Genomic DNA, 14989 nt, shown 5'->3' with positions numbered 1-14989 from the left:
GCGGGGCGGACGACGCTGTCGGCTCACAGGGCTGAGGAAGGCAGGGGCCGGGTCCGGGAACCGAGATGCGGGAGAGGCCTGCCGCGCGTCGGCGCGACGGCAGAATCCTTCGACCGTGGGCGCCGATCCGCTGCCTTGTCCGCGGAGTTTATACGACATGTGTTCAGGCTGTGTTTCGGCTAGCCGATTCCGGCAACCAGTACAAGGTTGAATTCGGCCGCCGAGATGCGGTAATCCTCCGCATTTCGGGCCAGGTGTACGGCGATGACCTCGGGGAATGTTCACCGCGCGGTCGGCCAATTGTCGTCGGCGTTTTTCACGAGTTGCCGACCCGGGAAACTGCTCGTCGTGCCATGCCCGGTGAATGTGCCATCGGTCACATCGGCACAGCGTAGCGGCTGCCGGGTCGGCGCGGGGACGTTATCGATCGCTTCGGCGGGGCATCATCCCACCTGACCGGCCACCGGACGGCGGCGGCCGGATCTTCCACTCATCGCTCCGAGAAGGGACTCTTCCATGGGGGAGAAGGTCGTGGCAGGTCAGTACGACCTGTCCGATCGCCAGCGCTACCGCGAGAAGCTCCAGCGGTGCCTGACGGGCCTGGAGCGACTTCTGGCGGAGAAGCGGTTCGACCGCCCGAAGAACCTGATGGGGCTGGAGATCGAATTGAATCTCGTCGGTGCCGACGGGATGCCGAAAATGTTGAATGCGCAAGTCCTCGAGCGCATCGCGAGCCGGGACTTCCAGACCGAGCTGGCCATGTTCAACCTGGAAGTCAACATCGCTCCGCACCGCCTGGGCGGCCGGGTATTCGACCGGCTCGCCGAGGAGATCCGCACCTCCTTGGCATATGCGGACCGCAAGGCGGGCGAGGTGGACGCGGGAATCGCGATGATCGGCATTCTGCCGACGCTGGACCGGGACGACCTGGTCTCGTCCAACCTCTCCGCCGTCGACCGCTACGCCCTGCTCAACGACCAGATCGTGGCCGCCCGCGGGGAGGACTTCACCCTCGACATCGAGGGCGTCGAGCGTCTGACCTGCACCTCCAAGTCCATCGCCCCCGAGGCCGCCTGCACCTCGGTGCAGCTGCACCTCCAGGTGACCCCGGACCGCTTCGCCGACGTGTGGAACGCGGCCCAGGCCGTCACCGCCGCCCAGATCGCCGTCGGTGCCAACGCGCCCTTCCTCTTCGGCCGCGAACTGTGGCGCGAGTCCCGGCCCCCGCTGTTCCAGCAGTCCACCGACACCCGCCCGCCCGAACTGCAGGCCCAGGGCGTCCGGCCGCGCACCTGGTTCGGCGAGCGCTGGGTGACCTCGGCGTACGACCTCTTCGAGGAGAACCGGCGCTACTTCCCGGCCCTGCTGCCGATCTGCGACGACGAGGACCCGCTGGAGGTCCTGGACGCGGGCGGGGTGCCCTCGCTGTCCGAACTCGTCCTGCACAACGGCACCGTCTACCGCTGGAACCGCCCCGTCTACGACATCGCCGACGGCGTCCCGCACCTGCGGGTCGAGAACCGCGTGCTGCCCGCCGGCCCCACCGTCACCGACGTCATCGCCAACGCGGCCTTCTACTACGGCGTCGTGCGCGCGCTCGCCGAGGAGCCCCGGCCGGTGTGGACCCGGCTGCTGTTCGAGGCCGCCGCCGCCAACTTCGAGGCCGCGTGCCGGCACGGCATCGACGCCCGCTTCGAGTGGCCCCGGCGCGGCCGCCTCGGCGGCACCACCGAGGTCGACGCCGCCGTCCTCGTACGGGACGAACTGCTGCCGCTCGCCGCGGCCGGTCTCGACGCGTGGGGGGTGGAGCCCGCCGACCGGGACTTCTACCTCGGTGTGATCGAGGAGCGGTGCCGACGCCGGGTCAACGGCGCGTCCTGGCAGGCGGCCACGTTCCACCGGGCGCTGGAGGCGGGCCTGTCCCGGGAGGCCGCGCTGGCCGCCACGACCCGCCGGTACGTCGAGCTGATGCGCGAGGGCGACCCGGTGCACCTGTGGCCGGTGGGCCTGCCGGAACCGGCCCCCCTCGGCTGACCGCCGCCCGGCCCGCCCCCGCCGCGCGCCGCCCCATACTGATCGGGCAAGCTGTGACGTCCCAGCTGGAGGCAGGTGTGCATGGCGGAGGCGGGCCCGGTGGACGACGCGTTCCCTCAGAAGCGACTCGGCGAACAGCCCTTGACCGAGGAGCGGCTCTCACGGCGGATCCTGCGGGACGAGACGCTGCTCGTCCTCGCGCTGTCGCTCGGTGCGAGCGGAGTGTCCGCCCTCATCAGCTTCATCGGCTCGGTCACCCGGCCGGGCGGGCTCAAGGACCAGGCGGCCACCCTCAACGCCTCCGCCGCACCCGGCCGCCCCTGGCTCGACCTGGCCTGGCAGCTCTTCGGGATCACCACGGCACTCGTCCCGGTCGCCCTCGTCGCGCACTTCCTGCTCCGTGAGGGGCGCAGCCTGCGCACCCTCGGCTTCGACCGCACCCGTCCGTGGCCGGACCTCGGCCGCGGGGCCGCCGTCGCCGCCGTCATCGGCAGCACCGGCATCGCCTTCTACCTCGCCGCGCGCGGCCTCGGCTTCAACCTCACCGTGGTGCCCGAGGCCCTGCCCGACGTGTGGTGGAAGTACCCGGTCCTGATCCTCTCGGCGGTGCAGAACTCCGTCCTGGAGGAGGTCATCGTCGTCGGCTACCTGCTGCGCCGGCTGGACCAGCTCGGCTGGAGCACGGGCGCGTCGCTGGCGGCCAGCTCGGTGCTGCGCGGCTCGTACCACCTCTACCAGGGCATCGGCGGGTTCATCGGCAACATGGTGATGGGCGTCGTGTTCGTCTACCTCTACCGCCGCTGGGGGCGGGTGGGCCCGCTGGTGGTGGCGCACTCGCTGCTCGACATCGGGGCCTTCGTCGGCTACGGGCTGCTCGCCGGGAAGGTGGACTGGCTGCCGACGGCGTGACCGTGCGGGCCCCGCGCCGCCGCCAGGACCGGGGCCCGGGCCAGGGTCAGGCCAGCAGCTCGCCGTCGACCACCGTCACCGCGTGCCCGCTCAGCAGCGTGCGCTCGCCGCGCACCTCCGTGCGCACCAGGCCGGAGCGGGACGACGCCTGGAGGCCGGTGAGGCCGGGGCGGCCGAGGCGCTCGGACCAGAAGGGCGCCAGGGCCGTGTGTGCGCTGCCGGTGACCGGGTCCTCGTCGATGCCGACGTTGGGGAAGAAGCACCGGGAGACGTAGTCGTAGCCGCGGGCCGGGTCCTCGGCGCGGGCGGTGGCGATGACGCCGCGCTCGGAGTGGGCAGCCAGTGCCTTGAGGTCCGGCGTCAGGCCGCGGACGGTGCTCTCGTCGGCGACCTCGACCAGCAGGTCCCCGATGTTCGGCCCGGTGTCCAGGACGGTGAGGGGCTCGGCGCCCAGGGCGGCGGCGACGCCCGCCGGGGTCTCGACCGGGGTGAGCGGCGCGGTCGGGAAGTCCAGGGTGATCGAGCCGTCCTCGTGGGGCGTCGCCGCCAGGACCCCGCTGCGGGTGGCGAACCGCACCGGGCCCTCGTGGGCGCCGGTGGTGTGCAGGACGTGGGCCGTGGCGAGCGTGGCGTGGCCGCACATCGCGACCTCGGTGGCCGGCGTGAACCAGCGCAGCGCCCAGTCGGCCTCGCCGCCCGCGGGCAGGCGGTGGGCGAAGGCCGTCTCGGAGTGGTTGACCTCCAGGGCGACCCGCTGGAGCCGGTCGTCGTCCGGGAAGGCGTCGAGGAGCAGGACCCCGGCGGGGTTGCCGGCGAAGGGCCGGTCGGTGAAGGCGTCGACGATTCGGATGCGCATGCCCCGACGCTAGGGCCTGCCGGGGGCCGCGGGCCAAGGCCAATTCCGGAGTGTTGGACCGCTTTTCGCGGGAGCGGCGGCCCCAGTCGCCGGTTGGGCAGGTCTTCGCGGGCACGGACGCGGACGCGGGCCGGACGGGACTCGACGGTGCCTCGGTGAGGCGGAGCCGTCGGCCGCACCCACCTCACGGCCGCACACCGTAGGGCTTCAAGATGCTTGCCCTGCGACACATTCCGATATATCGTTGAGGCATCGCGACCGATCAACGACTGAGTGGAGTGATGGCGATGCGCAACCACGGATACGAGCGCGGACACGGTGGACACGGCCCCGGCCACGGAGAAGGCGCCCCCTTCGGACCCTTCGGCCGAGGTGGCTTCGAGGGGCGACGCGCGGCGTTCGGTCCCTTCGGGCCGGGCGGTCCCGGCGGTGGCCCCGGCGGTCCCTTCGGGCCGGGCTTCGGTCACGGGGGCCCCTGGGGCGGCCGGGGACGCGGCGGGCCCAGGGGGAGGGCACGGCGGGGCGACGTGCGGGCGTCGATCCTGGCCCTCCTGAAGGACCGCCCGATGCACGGCTACGAGATGATCCAGGAGATCGCCGAGCGCAGCGGCGGGGCGTGGAAGCCCAGCCCCGGCTCGGTGTACCCCACCCTCCAGCTGCTGGAGGACGAGGGGCTGATCGCCAGTGAGAGCGAGGGCGGCAAGAAGCTCTTCGCGCTCACCGAGGCGGGCCGCACCGCGGCCGAGGAAGGCCCGGAGGCGCCCTGGGAGGAGGCCTCGCGGGGTGTCGACTGGGAGGCACTCAACGACATCCGGCAGGCCGGTTTCGGCCTGATGGAAGCCTTCGGCCAGGTCTGGAAGACCGGCAGCAAGGAGCAGCGGGAGAAGGCGCTCGCCGTCATCGGCGACGCCCGCAAGAAGCTGTACCTGATCCTCGCCGACGAGGACTGAACCGGACCGGCCGCGGGGGCGCTGTCAGTCGACCCGCCGTATCACCGCCGCGTCGAAGACGTCCCACGCGCGCGGGAAGGCACTCTCGTCGTGGCAGTGCCAGGCATCCCAGAACAGGTCGGCGGGCAGCGCCTCCGCGGGGGCGTCCACCCGGTACACGTACTGCCTGCCGTCGACGGCGGGCAGTGCCACGAGCCAGCACCTGCTCCTCATGTCCTGTTCGACCCGCGAGGCGGCCTTTCGGTTGCCCCCGGGCGCGTGGCAAGGCGGCGCGCGCCCGGCCTGCCAAAACGGCCTGATCTCATCCCCAAGGAGGAGATTCCGTCCCGGCGGTCCACTCTGTGTGGGACGGCGAAATGCTTCCCCTCGGGGATGACCGGGCCACGCGGGACTGATGAGCTGGGAGATGTGCAACCCCGTATCCCCCGGCAGTCGGCCGGCGAGCAAGGCGGCCGGTGGCCGGACGGCACCGACGTCGAGGAGAGTTTCAGCGCGGAACTGGCCTCGGCGGTCTCCGGTGCCCGCCGCCGGGCGGTGCGGGACGGGGACCGGCAGATCGACACGGCCCATCTGCTGCACTCGCTGCTGGAGTGCGACGCGCAGGCCCGTGAACTGCTCGGGGACGGTCCACGGATCGCCCGTGTCCTCGGCTACCTCGTGCAGCGCAGCATCGGTTACGGCCTGCGCTGGCAGAGCTCCGTCGAGGACTCCGGCGCCGTACCCGTCGTGACCGGCGCCGCCGGGTTCTCCCCGCCGGCCGCGGCCGCCCTGGAGGACGCCCGCGCCCGCGCGGCCCGGCGCGGGTCCCCCCGGGCCGCCGGCGTGGACCTGCTCGCCGCCCTGGTCGCGGACCCGCGGACGCGGGCCGGCGAGGTGCTGGCCCGAGCCGCCGTCGAACCGCCCGCCGTGCTCGCCCGCGTCGAGAGCCATTTCGAGCCGACGCCCTGAGCACGCTTCCCGTCGCTCCCTCCGCGGGTCCCGTCGCTCCCTTCGCGGACGCCCCGGCCGTCCAGCGGGTGAGACAGGTGTCATCGGGGGTGACGGTCATGTCGACCCCTGTCATCATGTGCCGGTGCATACGTCTGACAGCGCCCGCGGCAACCGCGGCAAGGGCACCGGGCTCGGCCTCGCACTGGCCTCCGCGGTCGCCTTCGGCGGCTCCGGAGTCGCGGCCAAACCCCTCATCGAGGCCGGACTCGATCCGCTCCACGTCGTCTGGCTGCGGGTGGCCGGCGCGGCCCTGGTGATGCTGCCGCTCGCCGTGCGCCACCGCGCGCTGCCGCGCCGCCGCCCCGCACTGGTCGCCGGGTACGGGCTGCTCGCCGTGGCCGGTGTGCAGGCCTGCTACTTCGCCGCCATCTCCCGCATCCCGGTGGGCGTCGCGCTGCTCGTCGAGTACCTGGCGCCCGCCCTGGTCCTCGGCTGGGTGCGGTTCGTGCAGCGGCGGCCGGTCACGCGGGCCGCCGCGCTCGGGGTGGTCCTGGCGGTCGGCGGCCTCGCCTGCGTGGTCGAGGTCTGGTCCGGGCTGGGCTTCGACGCCCTCGGACTGCTGCTCGCCCTCGGCGCCGCCTGCTGCCAGGTCGGCTACTTCGTCCTGTCCGACCAGGGCAGCGACGCCGGCGAGGAGGCGCCCGACCCGCTCGGCGTCATCGCCTACGGGTTGCTCGTCGGCGCCGCCGTGCTGACCCTCGTCGCCCGGCCCTGGTCGATGGACTGGTCCGTCCTCGCCGGCACCGCCCCCATGGACGGCACACCCGTCGCCGCCGCCCTGCTGCTGGCCTGGATCGTGCTCATCGCCACGGTGCTCGCCTACGTCACCGGCATCGTCGCCGTACGCCGGCTGTCGCCGCAGGTCGCCGGAGTCGTGGCCTGCCTCGAAGCGGTCATCGCGACCGTCCTGGCCTGGGTGCTGCTCGGCGAGCACCTCTCCGCCCCGCAGATCGTCGGCGGTGTCGTCGTGCTGGCCGGTGCCTTCATCGCCCAGTCCTCGACCCCGGCGAAGGGCGCCGCGGACCCGGTGGCCAGGGGCGGGCCCGAAAGGGAGTTGTCGAGCCGGGGAACCGCGACCTAGGGTGCGGACCATGCATTTCGACGCACTCGTCCTCCCGCCTCCGGCCGCCTGAGGCGGGCCCCTGTGACGAGCCCGGCGCGCTGTCGCCGGGCCGGACGGTGCTGCCCGCAGACGAAGGTCCCCGCGCCCCGGTCGTCCCGGGCCGCCCCGAACTTCCGCGCCTCGTGCGCGTCTGCGGAGAGAACTCGTGTCGAATGCCGTCTCCGGCCTGCCCGTCGGGCGTGGCCTCCTCTATCTGATCGTCGCCGGTGTCGCCTGGGGCACCGCCGGTGCCGCCGCCTCGCTGGTCTACCGCGTCAGCGACATGGGCCCCGTCGCCCTGTCGTTCTGGCGGTGCGCGCTGGGGCTCCTCCTGCTGCTCGCCGTCCGCCCGCTGCGCCCGCGGGTGCGGCGCCCGGCCGTCCGTGAACCGTTCGCGCGCAAGGCGCTGCGCGCCCTCGTCACCGGTCTCGGGCTCGCGGTGTTCCAGACCGCCTACTTCGCCGCCGTGCAGTCCACCGGGCTCGCCGTGGCCACCGTCGTCACCCTCGGCGCGGGGCCCGTGCTGATCGCCCTCGGCGCCCGGCTCGCCCTCGGTGAACACCTGGGGGCGGGCGGCGCCGCGGCGGTCGTCGGCGCGCTCGCCGGACTCGCGGTGCTCGTCCTCGGCGGCGGGGGTACCACCGTCCGCCTGCCGGGTGTGCTCCTCGCGCTGCTGTCCGCCGCCGGATACTCGGCGATGACGCTGCTCACCCGCTGGTGGGGCCGGGACGGCGGGGCGGACGCGGCCGGCACGTCCGTGGGGGCGTTCGCCGTCACGAGTGCGTGCCTGCTGCCGCTCGCGCTCCTGGAGGGCCTGGTGCCGCACACCGCCGAACCGGTCCGGCTGCTGTGGCTCCTCGCCTACGTCGCCGCCGTCCCGACCGCCCTCGCCTACGGGCTCTACTTCGCCGGCGCGGCCGTCGTCCGGTCCGCCACCGTCTCCGTGATCATGCTCCTGGAGCCGGTCAGCGCCGCGGCGTTCGCCGTCCTGCTGCTCGGCGAGCACCTCACGGCGGCGACCCTGGCCGGCACGCTGCTGATGCTCGGCTCGGTCGCGGGGCTCGCGGTGGCGGAGACCCGGGCGGCGCGGGAGGTGCGGGCACGCCCCACGCCCGCGTGACGGCGGGGGTCTTCCCCAGGGCCCCCGTGCCTCCCGCGCGGGCCCGGTGTCAGCCGGCCGACAGGTAGTCGGGCAGCGCCGTCCCGGGCGCCAGGCCCGGGTCGGCGACCGGAGCCCCGTACCCCTTGCGCAGCGGGACGAGACCGGCCCAGTGCGGGAGGGCGAGGTCCTCCGGCTCGTCGTTCACCCCGCCGGTGCGGAGCTTGGCGGAGACCTCGTCCAGGTCGAGCCGGATCACGGCCGTGGCCGCCAGCTCCTTCTTGCTGGCCGGCCGCGAGTCGCGGGAACGGCCCGGGACGACGTGGTCGACCAGGGCGTCCAGGGCCGTGCGCCGCTCCTCGGGGTCCGTCACCTCGTACGCCGTGCCGTGCACCACCACCGACCGGTAGTTGATCGAGTGGTGGAAGGCCGAGCGGGCCAGCACCAGCGCGTCCACGTGCGTCACCGTCAGGCAGACCGGCAGCCCCGGGTCGGCCGCCCCCGTCATCCGCAGGGGGCGCGAGCCCGTCGAACCGTGCACGTAGAGGCGCTCGCCCACCCGGCCGTACAGCGTCGGCAGGACCACCGGGGCGCCGTCGCGCACGAAGCCGAGGTGGCAGACGTAGCCCTCGTCGAGTATCGAGTGCACCAGCTCCTTGTCGTACGCGGCCCGCTCGGGGGAGCGGGTGGGGACGGTGCGGTCGGTGGGCGGGTAGGTGTCGGTGGGCCGCGACGGCGTCCCCGTGGTCCCCTGCATGGCGCTCTCCATTGCACTAGTGCATACTTGGCTTTGTGCTAGGAGAGTATCGGATCACAGGGCGGGGCGCAGCGGAGATTTCCGCGAGCGTCGAGCGGGCGGTGGGCTCGGGGGAGCTGCGGCCGGGGCAACCCCTGCCGCCGATGCGGGAGTTGGCGCAGCGGCTCGGCGTCAATCCGAACACCGTCGCCGCCGCCTACCGCACCCTGCGCGAACGCGGGGTCATCGAGACGGCCGGGCGGCGGGGCAGCCGGGTGCGCGCGAAGCCGGCCACCACCGGGCGGGAGTTCATCCGCGTCGACGTGCCCGAGGGCGTGCGCGACGTGTCCGACGGCAATCCGGACCCGGCGCTGCTGCCCGCGCTGGGCCCGGTCTTCGCCGCGGCGGCCGGACAGGGCGACCGCGAACCGGTGCTGTACGGACATGCGCCCGTGGACCCGGAGCTGGCCCGGGTCGCGCGGGCCGAACTGGACGCCGACGGGGTGCCGGACGGGCCCGTGGCGGTGACGTCCGGCTCGCTGGACGCGATGGAGCGGGTCCTCGCGGCCCATCTCAAGCCCGGTGACGCCGTCGCCGTCGAGGACCCCGGCTGGGGCAGCCTCCTGGACCTGGTGCCCGCGCTGGGTCTGCGCACCGTCCCCGTCGGAGTCGACGACCAGGGGCCGCTGCCCGAGGACGTGCGCCGGGTCCTGGCGGCCGGTGCCCGCGCCCTGGTGGTCACGGACCGCGCGCAGAACCCGACGGGCGCGGCGGTGAGCGCGGCCCGTGCGCGTGCCCTGCGGTCCGTGCTGCGCGACCACCCCGGGACGCTGCTCATCGAGGACGACCACGGCCACGGCATCGTCGACCTCCCGCTGCACCCCCTCGCCGGGACGACCCGCGCCTGGGCCTTCGTCCGCTCCGCCGCCAAGGCCTGCGGCCCCGACCTGCGGCTCGCCGTGCTCACCGGGGACCCCCTCACGCTCGACCGGGTGCGGGGACGGCAGCGGCTCGGCCCCGGCTGGGTCAGCCGCATCACCCAGCGGGCCGTGGCCCGGCTGTGGGCCGACGGCGCGGTGGACGCCCGCGCGGTCGCCGGGGTGTACGGGCGGCGCAGGGACGCGCTCCTCGGCGCCCTGGCCGAGCACGGGGTCACCGGACACGGCCGCAGCGGCATGAACGTGTGGATCCCGGTGCCGGACGAGACCGGCGCCGTCGCCCGGCTCCTGCACGCCGGCTGGGCCGTGGCCCCCGGCGCCCGCTTCCGGCTGGGCGCGCCGCCCGGCATCCGGATCACCGTCTCGACGCTGGGGGAGGAGGACACCGGGCCGCTGGCCGCGGCGGTCGCGGCGGCGGTGGGGCCGGGGGCCGGACCGCCACGGAGCTACGTCTGAGGCGGCGTCCCCTGACGTGGCCCCGAGCGGCGCCGCTCCTCAGACCCGCGACCCCTCACGTACCCCCGGCGACGTTCGCGGCGACGTCTGCGGCGCCGGTGCGGGCGCGGCGGCGCCTCGGCCGGTCCTGGGGCGGGACTGGGTCAGTGCCGCGCCGGCGAGCACGACGGCCGCGCCGACCGGTGTCGACCAGGACAGCGACTCGCCGAGGAGCGCGACGCCCGCGGCCGTGGCGATGACCGGGGTGAAGTATGTGACCATCTGGGCCGTCGTCGGGCCGATCTCGGCGACCAGGTCGTACTGGATCAGGAAGGCGAGCCCGGTGCCGAGGACGCCCAGGGCCGCGACCGCCAGCACGGGGAGCATCGGGAAACCGGTCGGCACCGAGGTGAACACCGGCGTCACGACGGCCAGTTGCAGGGTGGCCAGACCCAGTTGGGCGCCGGTCAGCGAGAGGTGGGAGTGGCTGGACCCGGCCAGGGTGCGGCGGACGTAGATCCAGCCGACCGGATAGCTGAGCGAGGCCAGCAGGGCCAGCGCCGTGCCCGTGGCGTCGAGGCCGTGGAAGCCCTGCCACACGCCCAGCACCGTCAGGACACCGAGGAAGCCGATGCCCAGACCGGCCACCCGGCGTCGCGTCGGGCGGTCCTCGGACAGCGCGACCAGCGACAGGGCCATGCCCCACAGCGGCGAGGTCGCGTTGCAGATGCCCGCGAGCGACGACGGGATGGTCAGCTCCGAGAAGGCGAACAGGGAGAACGGCAGCGCGTTGAGGAGGAATCCGGCCACCGTCAGGTGCACCCACGTCCAGGCGCCGCGCGGGAGCCGCTCCCGCTTCACCGTCATCGCCGCGGCCACCACCGCCGTACCGAACGCCAGCCGGCCGAGCGTGACCTGGAACGGGGCGAAGCTCTCGGTGCCCACCTTCATGAAGAGGAAGCTGAAGCCCCAGACGAGGGAGAGGAACCCGAAGCGCAGCCGCCAGTCGAGGACGCGGCGGGCCGGGGAGGGGACGGAGGGGGACGGGACGCTGCTGCTCATGCAGGCAACGATGAGGCAGCCGTCCTCGTAGCACAATCGAGAATTCGCACGGGGTATCTCGTAGAATCGCTTACATGTTGAACCTGGAGCGTCTGCGGACCCTCGACGCCCTCGCCCGGCACGGATCGGTCAGCGGTGCCGCCGCCGGACTGCACATCACCACCTCGGCCGTCTCCCAGCAGCTGGCCAAGCTGGAGCGGGAGGCCGGACAGCGGCTCCTCGCGAAGAACGGGCGTGGCGTACGGCTCACGGACGCCGGCCGGCTGCTCGCCGAGCACGCGGCCCGCATCCTCTCCCAGGTCGAGCTGGCCCAGGCCGACCTGGAGGCGCAGCGCGGACAGGTGGCGGGCGAGCTGAGGCTGTCCGCGTTCCCGACGGCCGCCCGGGGACTCTTCCCCGCCGCGCTGGCCACCCTGCGCACCGAGCACCCCGCGCTGCGCATCCGCTCCTCGGAACTGGAGCCGGAGCGCGGCATCAACGGCGTGGTCCGCGGCGACCTGGACCTGGCCGTCGTGCTCGACTGGTACAACAAGCCGATGCCGCTGCCCGACGGTCTGGTCAAGGCGCCGCTCCTGGACGACCCCGCCGACGTCGCCCTGCCCGTCGGCCACCGGCTGGCCGGCCGGGACGAGGTGGACCTCGCCGAGTTCGCCGAGGACGAGTGGATCACGTGGGGCGAGGGCGAGTTCTGCCACGAGTGGCTGATGTTCACGCTGCGTTCCAAGGGCATCGAGCCGATCGTCGGCCATCGCGCGGCCGAGACCCACACCCAGCTCGGGCTGGTCGCCGCGGGACTCGGCGTGTGCATCGCCCCCCTGCTCGGGCGCCATCCGATGCCCGCCGAGGTCGTCACCGTGCCGCTGAAGCAGCGGGTGCGCCGGCACGTGTACGTGGTCTGGCGCGCGGACGCCGACCGCCGCCCGTCGATCCGCGCGGCGGTGGACGCGCTGCGGGCGGTGGCGCGGGAGGTGGGCGCGGAGGGGTGAACGGCGGGCGGGGCGACGACCGCGCGGGGATGCCGGGCTCCCCGGACGCCGGCTTGCGGAAGTCCCAGGAGGCGACCGGGTCATCATGATCCGGCGCACCCGGCGCCGCGTCACGGTCATTCAGCCAGCCGGATCGAGTCCCCGCTGACCGTGATCGGCACGGCGGGCAGCGGCTTGGGCGCGGGACCGCCCTGCACGCTGCCGTCGGTGATCGAGAAACTGCTGTTGTGGCAGGGGCAGTTGATGAGACCGTCGGCGACGCTCTTCACGGCGCAGCCCTGATGGGTGCAGGTGGCGGAGAACGCCTTGAAGTCGCCCGCCGCGGGCTGGGTCACCACCACCTTCTGGTCGGGGAAGACCTTCCCGCCGCCCTCGGGGATGTCGGCCGTCGCCGCGAGCGCGGCCCCGGCCCCCGCCTTCTCGCCGCCGCCCGCCTCCTGGGAGGGGCTGCCGGAGGGAGTGGTGCCGGTGTCGCCGGACGCGTCGTCGTCCGAGCCTGAGCACGCGGCCAGCACGGCGGTGAGTCCCGCCGCCCCGGCCGCCGCCACGACGGTACGACGGGCCGGTCCCGCCGCGGGATGAAACGAAGCGCTGGTCATGCTGGGGTCCCTTCCGGGGTGGGTGCGTGACGATCTGCCGAGAGGTACGGCCGCGCGGCACGTGGTGTTCAGAGCCGGCAGCCGTCCCCCGCCGACCGGTCGCCGGGCGACCGCGCGCGGAACTCCCCGAGTCGCGCCGGGCCCGTCTCGCCGACGGTCACCCGCGGTCACTATGCTCACCCCATGCCCGGGGGAAGTCTCCCCGCGGGGACGGGCAAGGCTGAAGAGACGGGTGGCCCGCACACGTGTTGAGAGAGGTCCTCGCGACCCGCTACATCACGCCGCTGCGTGAGGGCGGCTCGCTGCCGGGACTCGTCGAGGCCGACGACCTCGGGACCTACGTCCTGAAGTTCACCGGCGCGGGCCAGGGCCGCAAGACGCTCGTCGCCGAGGTGGTCTGCGGCGACCTCGCCCGCCGACTGGGTTTCCGGGTGCCGCGGCTGGTGACCGTCGACCTCGATCCGGTGCTCGGGCTCGGCGAACCCGACCCGCAGGTGCAGGAACTGCTCAAGTCCAGCGGCGGCACCAACCTCGGCATGGACTTCCTCTCCGGCGCGCTCGGCTTCGACCCGCTCGCCTTCGAGGTGAGCGCCGAGGAGGCCGGCCGGATCGTCTGGTTCGACGCGCTGGTCAACAACGTCGACCGCTCCTGGCGCAACCCCAACCTGCTGCGCCTGCGCGGCGAGACCTGGCTCATCGACCACGGCGCCACCATGATCTGGCATCACAACTGGCCCGGCGCCGAGACCTCCGCCGCCCGCCCCTACGACGCCGCCGACCACGCCCTCGCGCGCTTCGCGCCGGACGTCCGCTCGGCCGCCGCCGCACTCGCGCCGCTGGTCACCGAGGAACTCCTCGCCGAGGTCACCGCCGAGATCCCGGACGTCTGGCTGCGGGACGAACCCGGCTTCGCCACACCCGACGACCTCCGCAGGGCCTACGCCCGACCCCTGCTCGCGCGGGCCGCCACGATCCACGAACGCGTCAAGGGGGTGCGGTGAGCGACCGCCACGTCTTCGAGTACGCGCTGCTGCGCGTCGTGCCGCGCGTCGAGCGCGGGGAGTGCGTCAACGCCGGCGTACTCGTCTACTGCCGCGCCAGGTCCTACGTCGGGGCCCGCACGCACCTCGACGAGAACCGGCTGCTGGCCCTGGACCCGCGGGTGGACCTGCCCGGGGTGCGCGCGGCGCTGCGCGCCGTGGAGGGCGTGTGCGCCGGCGGGGACGCGGCGGGGCAGGCGGCCGGGGACGATCCCGGCCGCCGGTTCCGCTGGCTGATCGCGCCCCGGTCGACCATCGTCCAGCCGGGCCCCGTCCACACCGGCCTCACGGCCGATCCGGCGGCCGAGACGGAACGGCTCCTCGACCTGCTGGTGCGGTAGGGCGGGGCCCGCCCGGACGACCGGGCGCGTGCGGCCCGGGGGGTCTCAGGCGCGTCGGCGGCGCCTGATCACGTAACCCGCCGCGAGCGCGGCGCCGGTGACGAAGCTCAGCCCGATGCCGATGTCCCAGTCGCTGGGCCCGGCGCCCGAGGCGCCGCCCAGGCCGCCCTGGGTGCCGAGCGTCGGCGTCACGGCGGGGGAGGTCACGGGCGCCGGTGTGGTCACCGGGGCGGGCGCCGTGGTGGCCGGCCGCGGCACGGAGGTGGCGGAGATCGTCGGGAGCTGGTCCCGGTCGGCCCGTGCCGCGCCGCCCGCGCCGTCGTCCTCCCGGACCTCACGGATCCCGCCCGGGTCGAAGGGACCCTGGCCGGCGGTGTGCGACTGCCCGGGCCGGTCCTGGCCGATCCGGCCCTCGTCGGGCCGGTCCCGGCCGAGTCCGTCCCCGCCAAGGCCGTTCTCGTCCGGTCGGGCCTGGCCCGCTCCGCTGCCGTCGGGCAGCCCCCCGTCGAGTCGCCCGTCGTCGACTCCGTCCCCGTCGAGTCGGCCCTCGTCGAGCCCGCCCTCCTCCAGCGGGGCCTCGTCGGACGGGTCTTCGTACCCTGCCTCGGGGCACGACGGGTCCGGGGCACCCGGGTCCCCGTCCAGCCCGATCGGTACCGCTTCCTGATAGGTGAAGCTCCGGCAGTCCGGTTCCAGGTTCGCGTTGAGGTCCTGGGCGGGTGCGGGGCTGGCCAGCGGCACGATCGCGGCGATCGCGACGGCTATGCCTGCTGCACCGGTGCGACGGCGCATGGACGCCTCCTTTCCGGCCACGAGTGGCTCGCGCTTCGACGCTAGGGGCCCGGCGGCCGGGCGGCCCGCAGCGCTGGGCCGATCGGGCGACCGGGGCGGCCCGGCGCACCGGGAAGGCCA

General features: G+C 74.3%; 16 protein-coding genes. 10 read left to right on the top strand and 6 right to left on the bottom strand.

Going from position 1 to position 14989, the window contains the following annotated elements:
* Positions 1 to 516: 516 nt before the first annotated feature.
* Both ACIRGB_RS21195 and ACIRGB_RS21190 read left to right on the top strand, forming a co-directional pair.
* Positions 517 to 2034 (top strand): glutamate--cysteine ligase, encoded by a 1518-nt coding sequence (locus tag ACIRGB_RS21195; RefSeq protein WP_403867104.1) that lies wholly within the window; start codon positions 517 to 519, stop codon positions 2032 to 2034.
* 81 nt (positions 2035 to 2115) lie between these two features.
* Positions 2116 to 2943, top strand: a complete 828-nt coding sequence (locus tag ACIRGB_RS21190) for a type II CAAX endopeptidase family protein (protein ID WP_358739099.1) — start codon at positions 2116 to 2118, stop codon at positions 2941 to 2943.
* Positions 2944 to 2989: 46 nt separating this feature from the next.
* Here ACIRGB_RS21190 and ACIRGB_RS21185 read toward each other — a convergent pair whose 3' ends face one another.
* Positions 2990 to 3799, bottom strand: a complete 810-nt coding sequence (locus ACIRGB_RS21185; RefSeq protein ID WP_403867101.1) for a PhzF family phenazine biosynthesis protein — start codon at positions 3797 to 3799, stop codon at positions 2990 to 2992.
* Positions 3800 to 4086: 287 nt separating this feature from the next.
* Between ACIRGB_RS21185 and ACIRGB_RS21180 the strand changes: the two genes are divergently transcribed.
* Complete coding sequence (locus ACIRGB_RS21180) at positions 4087 to 4749, top strand: PadR family transcriptional regulator (protein ID WP_403867098.1); 663 nt, start codon at positions 4087 to 4089, stop codon at positions 4747 to 4749.
* Between the two features lie 24 nt (positions 4750 to 4773).
* On the opposite strand, the gene ACIRGB_RS21175 is transcribed toward ACIRGB_RS21180, so the two are convergent.
* A complete protein-coding gene (locus tag ACIRGB_RS21175) occupies positions 4774 to 4941 on the bottom strand; it encodes a hypothetical protein (RefSeq protein WP_189744339.1) in 168 nt (55 codons plus the stop codon).
* A gap of 216 nt (positions 4942 to 5157) precedes the next feature.
* Here ACIRGB_RS21175 and ACIRGB_RS21170 point away from each other — a divergent pair, with 216 nt between their 5' ends.
* The 3 genes from ACIRGB_RS21170 (at position 5158) to ACIRGB_RS21160 (ending at position 7961) form a co-directional block, all read left to right on the top strand.
* Complete coding sequence (locus ACIRGB_RS21170; protein ID WP_403867095.1) at positions 5158 to 5697, top strand: Clp protease N-terminal domain-containing protein; 540 nt, start codon at positions 5158 to 5160, stop codon at positions 5695 to 5697.
* A 118-nt stretch (positions 5698 to 5815) separates the two neighbouring features.
* Positions 5816 to 6820, top strand: a complete 1005-nt coding sequence (locus ACIRGB_RS21165; RefSeq protein WP_403867093.1) for an EamA family transporter — start codon at positions 5816 to 5818, stop codon at positions 6818 to 6820.
* 187 nt (positions 6821 to 7007) lie between these two features.
* Positions 7008 to 7961, top strand: coding sequence for a DMT family transporter (locus ACIRGB_RS21160; RefSeq protein ID WP_403867090.1), 954 nt, complete (start codon positions 7008 to 7010; stop codon positions 7959 to 7961).
* A gap of 49 nt (positions 7962 to 8010) precedes the next feature.
* Here ACIRGB_RS21160 and ACIRGB_RS21155 read toward each other — a convergent pair whose 3' ends face one another.
* A complete protein-coding gene (locus ACIRGB_RS21155) occupies positions 8011 to 8697 on the bottom strand; it encodes a pyridoxamine 5'-phosphate oxidase family protein (RefSeq protein ID WP_403867086.1) in 687 nt (228 codons plus the stop codon).
* A gap of 35 nt (positions 8698 to 8732) precedes the next feature.
* Here ACIRGB_RS21155 and ACIRGB_RS21150 point away from each other — a divergent pair, with 35 nt between their 5' ends.
* The gene (locus tag ACIRGB_RS21150; protein ID WP_403867082.1) at positions 8733 to 10070 is read left to right on the top strand and encodes an aminotransferase class I/II-fold pyridoxal phosphate-dependent enzyme; all 1338 of its coding nucleotides are present in this window, start codon (positions 8733 to 8735) and stop codon (positions 10068 to 10070) included.
* 39 nt (positions 10071 to 10109) lie between these two features.
* Here the strand turns inward: ACIRGB_RS21150 and ACIRGB_RS21145 are convergent, their stop codons facing one another.
* A complete protein-coding gene (locus tag ACIRGB_RS21145) occupies positions 10110 to 11111 on the bottom strand; it encodes a DMT family transporter (RefSeq protein ID WP_403867078.1) in 1002 nt (333 codons plus the stop codon).
* Positions 11112 to 11185: 74 nt separating this feature from the next.
* On the opposite strand from ACIRGB_RS21145, the gene ACIRGB_RS21140 reads away from it, so the two are divergent.
* Complete coding sequence (locus tag ACIRGB_RS21140; RefSeq protein WP_403867075.1) at positions 11186 to 12097, top strand: LysR family transcriptional regulator; 912 nt, start codon at positions 11186 to 11188, stop codon at positions 12095 to 12097.
* Between the two features lie 116 nt (positions 12098 to 12213).
* Here the strand turns inward: ACIRGB_RS21140 and ACIRGB_RS21135 are convergent, their stop codons facing one another.
* Entirely contained in the window at positions 12214 to 12696 is a 483-nt protein-coding gene (locus ACIRGB_RS21135) for a Rieske (2Fe-2S) protein (protein ID WP_403867072.1), read from the bottom strand.
* A 245-nt stretch (positions 12697 to 12941) separates the two neighbouring features.
* On the opposite strand from ACIRGB_RS21135, the gene ACIRGB_RS21130 reads away from it, so the two are divergent.
* Entirely contained in the window at positions 12942 to 13697 is a 756-nt protein-coding gene (locus ACIRGB_RS21130) for a HipA family kinase (protein WP_403867069.1), read from the top strand.
* Positions 13694 to 14077, top strand: coding sequence for a DUF3037 domain-containing protein (locus tag ACIRGB_RS21125; protein ID WP_226029477.1), 384 nt, complete (start codon positions 13694 to 13696; stop codon positions 14075 to 14077). Before ACIRGB_RS21130 ends, ACIRGB_RS21125 begins: the two co-directional genes overlap by 4 nt.
* 45 nt (positions 14078 to 14122) lie before the next feature.
* Here the strand turns inward: ACIRGB_RS21125 and ACIRGB_RS21120 are convergent, their stop codons facing one another.
* On the bottom strand, positions 14123 to 14869 hold the full coding sequence (locus ACIRGB_RS21120; RefSeq protein WP_403867066.1) for a hypothetical protein: 747 nt from the start codon (positions 14867 to 14869) through the stop codon (positions 14123 to 14125).
* Positions 14870 to 14989 lie beyond the last annotated feature (120 nt).

Source organism: Streptomyces sp. NPDC102490, assembly GCF_044765285.1.
In the GTDB taxonomy this organism is placed as follows: Bacteria; Actinomycetota; Actinomycetes; order Streptomycetales; family Streptomycetaceae; genus Streptomyces.
Note: the sequence above shows the minus strand (reverse complement) of the source record. Positions and strands in the feature narration are given on the sequence as shown.

What these genes read in the sequence shown, in the direction of transcription:
- ACIRGB_RS21145 (WP_403867078.1), bottom strand. Translation starts at nt 11,111, where the DNA reads ATGAGCAGCAGCGTCCCGTCCCCCTCCGTCCCCTCCCCGGCCCGCCGC.
- ACIRGB_RS21195 (WP_403867104.1), top strand. Translation starts at nt 517, where the DNA reads ATGGGGGAGAAGGTCGTGGCAGGTCAGTACGACCTGTCCGATCGCCAG.
- ACIRGB_RS21185 (WP_403867101.1), bottom strand. Translation starts at nt 3,799, where the DNA reads ATGCGCATCCGAATCGTCGACGCCTTCACCGACCGGCCCTTCGCCGGC.
- ACIRGB_RS21180 (WP_403867098.1), top strand. Translation starts at nt 4,087, where the DNA reads ATGCGCAACCACGGATACGAGCGCGGACACGGTGGACACGGCCCCGGC.
- ACIRGB_RS21190 (WP_358739099.1), top strand. Translation starts at nt 2,116, where the DNA reads ATGGCGGAGGCGGGCCCGGTGGACGACGCGTTCCCTCAGAAGCGACTC.
- ACIRGB_RS21155 (WP_403867086.1), bottom strand. Translation starts at nt 8,697, where the DNA reads ATGCAGGGGACCACGGGGACGCCGTCGCGGCCCACCGACACCTACCCG.
- ACIRGB_RS21120 (WP_403867066.1), bottom strand. Translation starts at nt 14,869, where the DNA reads ATGCGCCGTCGCACCGGTGCAGCAGGCATAGCCGTCGCGATCGCCGCG.
- ACIRGB_RS21140 (WP_403867075.1), top strand. Translation starts at nt 11,186, where the DNA reads ATGTTGAACCTGGAGCGTCTGCGGACCCTCGACGCCCTCGCCCGGCAC.
- ACIRGB_RS21135 (WP_403867072.1), bottom strand. Translation starts at nt 12,696, where the DNA reads ATGACCAGCGCTTCGTTTCATCCCGCGGCGGGACCGGCCCGTCGTACC.